This is a genomic window from Streptomyces sp. GbtcB6, from assembly GCF_019091475.1.
In the GTDB taxonomy this organism is placed as follows: domain Bacteria; phylum Actinomycetota; class Actinomycetes; order Streptomycetales; family Streptomycetaceae; genus Streptomyces; species Streptomyces hyaluromycini.
The window spans coordinates 1-5,182 of sequence record NZ_JAGXJL010000127.1 but is presented as its reverse complement, the minus strand read 5'-3'; the positions used below and the strand labels follow the sequence as shown (position 1 = coordinate 5,182).

6 protein-coding genes and 2 pseudogenes are annotated in these 5,182 nt (G+C 70.1%); 4 read left to right on the top strand and 4 right to left on the bottom strand.

Features of this window, described 5'->3' with window-relative positions; all coding sequences use genetic code 11:
* From KVT45_RS54475 to KVT45_RS54460, 4 genes are all read left to right on the top strand, one after another.
* Nucleotides 1-778: methylmalonyl-CoA mutase family protein (locus KVT45_RS54475; RefSeq protein WP_254648732.1), on the top strand; the 778-nt coding region annotated here is incomplete at its 5' end.
* The gene (locus KVT45_RS54470) at nucleotides 778-1,179 is read left to right on the top strand and encodes a cobalamin B12-binding domain-containing protein (RefSeq protein WP_089104855.1); all 402 of its coding nucleotides are present in this window, start codon (nucleotides 778-780) and stop codon (nucleotides 1,177-1,179) included. The genes KVT45_RS54475 and KVT45_RS54470, both read left to right, overlap by 1 nt.
* Nucleotide 1,180: 1 nt before the next feature.
* Entirely contained in the window at nucleotides 1,181-2,137 is a 957-nt protein-coding gene (locus KVT45_RS54465; protein ID WP_217562467.1) for a TIGR03564 family F420-dependent LLM class oxidoreductase, read from the top strand.
* The gene (locus KVT45_RS54460) at nucleotides 2,134-3,186 is read left to right on the top strand and encodes a CaiB/BaiF CoA-transferase family protein (RefSeq protein WP_217562465.1); all 1,053 of its coding nucleotides are present in this window, start codon (nucleotides 2,134-2,136) and stop codon (nucleotides 3,184-3,186) included. Before KVT45_RS54465 ends, KVT45_RS54460 begins: the two co-directional genes overlap by 4 nt.
* 42 nt (nucleotides 3,187-3,228) lie before the next feature.
* Here KVT45_RS54460 and KVT45_RS54455 read toward each other — a convergent pair whose 3' ends face one another.
* The 4 genes and pseudogenes from KVT45_RS54455 to KVT45_RS54440 all read right to left on the bottom strand — a co-directional run.
* A complete protein-coding gene (locus tag KVT45_RS54455; RefSeq protein WP_217562469.1) occupies nucleotides 3,229-3,813 on the bottom strand; it encodes a hypothetical protein in 585 nt (194 codons plus the stop codon).
* Nucleotides 3,814-3,876: 63 nt separating this feature from the next.
* A pseudogene (locus tag KVT45_RS54450) lies at nucleotides 3,877-4,389 on the bottom strand (transposase family protein); the annotation flags it as partial.
* A 7-nt stretch (nucleotides 4,390-4,396) separates the two neighbouring features.
* Entirely contained in the window at nucleotides 4,397-4,735 is a 339-nt protein-coding gene (locus KVT45_RS54445) for a hypothetical protein (protein WP_217562463.1), read from the bottom strand.
* Between the two features lie 121 nt (nucleotides 4,736-4,856).
* Nucleotides 4,857-4,997: pseudogene (locus KVT45_RS54440) on the bottom strand (IS1380 family transposase); the annotation flags it as partial.
* Between the last annotated feature and the right edge of the window lie 185 nt (nucleotides 4,998-5,182).

The following is a 5,182-nucleotide window of genomic DNA, read 5'->3' as shown; positions in this document are numbered from 1 at the left end:
GGCCGGGCGGAGGCGTTGGGCGACCATCGTGCGCGAGCGGTTCGGCGCGCGGACCGACAAGGCGTGCATGTTCCGCTTCGGCTGCGTGGCCGGCGGGGCCTCGCTGTACGCGCCGCAGGCCCGCAACAACACCGTGCGTGTCGCCTACGAGGCCCTTGCCTCCGTGCTCGGCGGTGTGCAGTCGGTGTTCACCGCCGCCTGGGACGAGCCGTTCGCGCTGCCCAGCGAGGAGTCCGCGACGCTCGCCCTGCGCACCCAGCAGATCCTCGCCCACGAGACGGGGGTGGCACGGGTGGCCGACCCGCTGGGCGGCTCGTACTTCGTGGAGGCGCTCACCGACGCCACGGAGGAGCGGATCACCGGGATCATGGCCGACCTGGAGGCGCACGGCGGAATGGTCCGCTGCATCGAGGACGGCTACCTCCAGGGGCTCATCGCCGACGAGGCCTGGCGGCTGCACCAGGAGGTCGACTCCGGGCTACGGCCCGTCGTCGGTGTCAACCGCTTCACCACTGAGGAGCCCCCGCCGGACCTGGCCACCTACGAACTCGACCCCGAAGGACGGGAACGGCAGCTCAAGCGGCTCGCCCAGGTCAAGGGCGAGCGCAGCGGCGCGGAGGTACGGGCCCGCCTCACCGGGCTGAGACGCGCCGCCGAAGGAGACACCAACCTCATGGATCCCCTGATCGCCTGCGCCAACGCCTACTGCACGGTCGGCGAGATCGCCGGAGCCCTGCGCGAGGTGTGGGGCGAGTTCCGGCAGCCGGTGGTGTTCTGATGACCGCGCCGGTGCGGGTGCTCGTCGCAAAACCCGGGCTCGACGGGCACGACCGCGGGGCCAAGCTGGTGGCGCGCGGACTGCGTGACGCCGGGTTCGAGGTGGTGTTCACGGGCATCCGGTGGCGGGTGGCGGACATCGTCGCCACCGCCGTTCAGGAGGACGTGGCCGTGGTCGGCCTGTCGATCCTCTCCGGCGCCCATGTCACGCTGACCCGTCGCACTGTGAGCGGGCTCCGCGCGGCGGGAGCGCACGACATCCCCGTCGTCGTCGGCGGCACGATCCCGGCCGCCGACGTGGCGCTGCTGCGGGAGGCCGGAGCGGCGGCCGTGTTTCCCACCGGCACCCCACTGCACGCCATCGTCGCGGACATCCGCGCACTGACTGCCCAGGAGGGCTGACATGCGAGTCGGAGTGATGAGCGGTCCCGAGCGGGGTGACGCGGCGTACAAGGCGGCGCGCATGGTCGACGACGCCCGCTGGGCCGAGGACGCCGGGTTCGACACCGTGTGGGTGCCCCAGGTGCCCACCGACTTCGACGCCCTCATCGCCGTCTCCCTGATGGGACAGGCCACTTCGCGCATCGAACTGGGCACGGCGGTGGTCCCCGTGCACGCCCAGCACCCGGTGGCCCTGGCCCGGCAGGCGATCTCGGCCCAGGCCGCCGCCGGCGGGCGACTCGCCCTCGGCGTGGGCGCCTCCCACCACTGGATCGTCCGCGACATGCTCGGCGTCCCGTACGAGAAGCCCGCCGCCTACACCCGCGCCTACCTCGAAGTCCTCAACACGGCCTTCAGCGGCACGAGTTCGGTGGACATCGAGAACGACGTCTTCCAGGTGCACAATCCGCTCACCCTCGCCCCCGTCGCCCCGCTGCCGGTCCTGGTCGCCGCCCTCGGTCCGGTGATGCTGCGCATCGCGGGGGAGCACACCGACGGCACCGTGCTGTGGATGGCGGACGAACGGGCCGTGGCCGAGCACGTCGTGCCGACGATCACCAAGGCGGCGGAGGCGGCGGGTCGTCCGGCCCCGCGCATTGTGGCGGGCATCCCGGTCTGCCTCTGCGCTCCGCACGAGGTGGACGCGGCCCGGGAGCGCGCCAACCGGATCCTCGGCGAGGCGGAGGTATCGCCCAACTACCGACGGCTCCTTGAGTACGGTGACGCACGCGACGTCGGCGACCTTTGCGCGGCCGGCGACGAGGCGGCCATCGCGGCCCGCTTCCGGCGCTTCGCCGACGCGGGCGTGACCGACCTGTCCGTCCGCCTGCTGCCCATCGGTACCGGGCGGGACGAACTGGTCGCCTCCAAGCTCCGCACCCGGGACGCGGTCGCGGCCCTCGCCGCGGACTTCCGGTGACCGGGGGGCCGGGCCCGCTGGCGGCGCTGCGCGTCCTGGAAGTCGGCCACATCCTCGCCGGCCCCTACGCCACCATGCTCCTCGCCGACCTGGGGGCACAGGTCACCAAGGTGGAACCGCCCGGCGGCGACCTGTCCCGGCAGGTGTCCGACGCCTACTTCGCCAGCCTCAACCGGGGCAAACGCTCGGTCCGCCTGGACCTGACCACGCCCGGCGGACAGGACCGGCTGCACGACCTCGTACGCGAGTCGGACGCACTGCTCGTCAACCTCAAACCGTCCGCCATCCGCCGCTTCGGCCTCACCTACGAGGACCTGAAGCCCTACAACGAACGCCTGGTGTGCGTCGCCCTCACCGGCTGGGGCATGGAGGCCGGCGACGAACCCGCCTTCGACTACGTCGTCCAGGCCGCCACCGGCATCGCCGCCCTCACCGGCGACCCGGACGGCCCGCCCCTGCTGCCCGGCTACTCCTCCGCCGACAACTCGGCCGGACTCGCCGCCGCGCTCGGCCTGCTGGCCCAGGTGGTCTCGGGGCGGGGCGGACAGATCGAGGTCTCCCTGCGGGACGTGATGCTCTCCCAGCTCAACTACCACGCCTCGGTCTGGCTCAACGACGGAGTCGCCCCCCGCCGCCTCGGCGGAGCGCACTCCTACTACGTCCCCGCCCAGCCCTCCCCGACCGCCGACGGCCATCTGGCCCTGTTCGTCCCCCACGACGGCTTCTGGCGCACCTTCGCCGCCGAAGCCGGCATCGAGGGCTTCCCGACGATGGCCGAGCGTGCGGCACGCCGCGACGAGGTGATCACCGCGGTGACCAAGGCACTGGCCGCCGACACGGCCGCCGGCTGGGAGGCCCGCCTGCGCCCGCTCCGGGTCCCCGCCGCGGCCGTCCGCACCCTTCCCGAGGCGCTGGCCCAGGCTCCGGACGCGGTGGTGGACGCGGGCGGCCACCGGCTGGTCGGCAGCCCGTTCCGGGTCACCGGCTACGAGCCGTCGTACGGGCCACCGCCGGGCCTGGGCGAACACGGCGATGCCGACACCGCCTAAACGCTCTCCCGCAATGCGTTGACTGCGCTGGCGGGCTTCAACTCATCGACTGATGAGACTCGTCCGTCGGTTCCCGCTGGCAGCTCGGCCGTGTCCCAGCAATCGGGCCTGCTCCCTCTTGAGCTGTGTGAACCTGTCGCGGATGTACTCTCTGAGCGCCCGGCCCGGGAAGGATATGACCGACAGGTGCTCTTCATAGTTGCCTCGGGCCCAGCGCGCAGCAGTGATCTCGTACCCCGAGACGTGGCCGCAAAGCTGTAGGAGGGCCTGAGGCATCTCCTCCTCGATGAGGAGGTCGGCTTTGGTGACCACGACATCTCGCATCGCCTGGATGTTGGGGATGAAGACGGTTGTGGCCCAGGTACGCCACTCCGCGAGTTCCTGCTCGGTAGGAGGAGTGTCGTGGCGAAAGGGGTCGCGACCGTCGGGGCGGGCGTACTTCACCGACCAGGTGTCATAGGTGCGGCTATTGGCTTCCATCAGGGCGAACAGCGGCCCGTAGAAGTCACTCAGCTGCTGGTTGACGCGCGTGAGGCGGGCCTGTCTCTGCGCCAGACGCAGCCCGTTCAGATAGGTCGCCAGGTAGCCGATGAACGCCAGTCCAACGGTCAGGATTACTGTAGCCATGACCAGCGATGCTAAAGATTGTCCAGTAAATGATCCACGGGATGCTGGCTGGCCTGCTGTCATCCGGCCGACGGCGTCCTTCGCGCCGCGCAGTTCCCACGCTTTGCAGTCGTTCCGGTTACCCGGCACCGGCCGGCCCACGGCGACGACGAACCAGGTGTCGGCGTCGATCACGGCCTGGTGGTTGGTGGAGTAGCGGTAGTTCTTCGACTGCTCGGCGATGGTGTGGTCGCGGGTGGGGACCAGCGCGCCGTCCACGATCAGCACAGCGTCCTTGCGGAACCGCTTGCGCGGCTGCAGGGTCAGCGGCCGGGCAAGGTGGTCGACGATGCGGTCGGCGGCCGACTTCGAGATGCCGAAGAGCGGGGCGGGCTGGCGAAGCGTCAGGTTTGTCCGCCAGCACGCGGCGACCAGGAGGATCCGGTCCTCCGACGGCAGGCTCCATGGCCTGCCCCTGCGAACCGGGTCCGCGCCCTCGCGGCGTAAAGCGGTGATCGGCTTGCCGAACTGCCGCGGGCTCAGTCCGGTGAACGGGAGTATCGAGGAAGGCTCGGACGTCGTGATCACACCAGTCACTGCGCGATCATTCCACTGCTTCAGGTTCTCCCTGCTCGAACGCGGTGCGGCAGCGTTCAACCTGCTCGGCCACATGCTCCATGAACCAGCGCGTGATCTCGTAGGGGATGACGTGCTCGTCGTGACTGTGGATGTGGACGGTCGGCTCCAGGTCCGGATCCTCGTCGGGTATCACCGCCACCAGGAAGGCAGCTCCAGGCAGGTGCTTCTCCGCGTTGGGAATCTCAGCCCACGCGGGCGGCGCCGGTTCGGCCTCGCTCAGCTCCACACACCACGCGTCGTCCGGCAAGGCGTAGTGGAACTGGATGGCGTAGTGACGGCCTGCATGAACGCGCAGTTCTGACATATCCGCAGGCTGCCACGACCGCCGCCTCGGAGTCTCGCGTGTTTCCCGCCCAGCACCCGATGCGCGCCCCAGCCAGTGTTTGCGGGACAGCCCTTGCCTCGATCGTTCATGACGGCTTGCTGATCAGCCGGGAGACCGTGGGGTCGGATGCCACCGGCCCGAACACGGTCGGCTCGGCCCGCAGCGTGCCCACATCGGCCAGGCAGCCCCCGCCCAGCGCGACCGCGACATCCAGCAGCACCGCACCGGCCTGCGAGACCACCGAACGACCGTTGCCCTCGACACCTGGAAAGTACCTCCGGTGGTGGTGGGAAAAAGGACCTCGGCAATCCTTGTCTACGAGATGAGCATCGCCAGTCGGTGCAGGTGCTTCTAGGCCGTGTTTGAGATGTCGATCAGCACAGGCCTTGATCGACATTTCGGGTACCGCATAGCGTCAGGACGGTG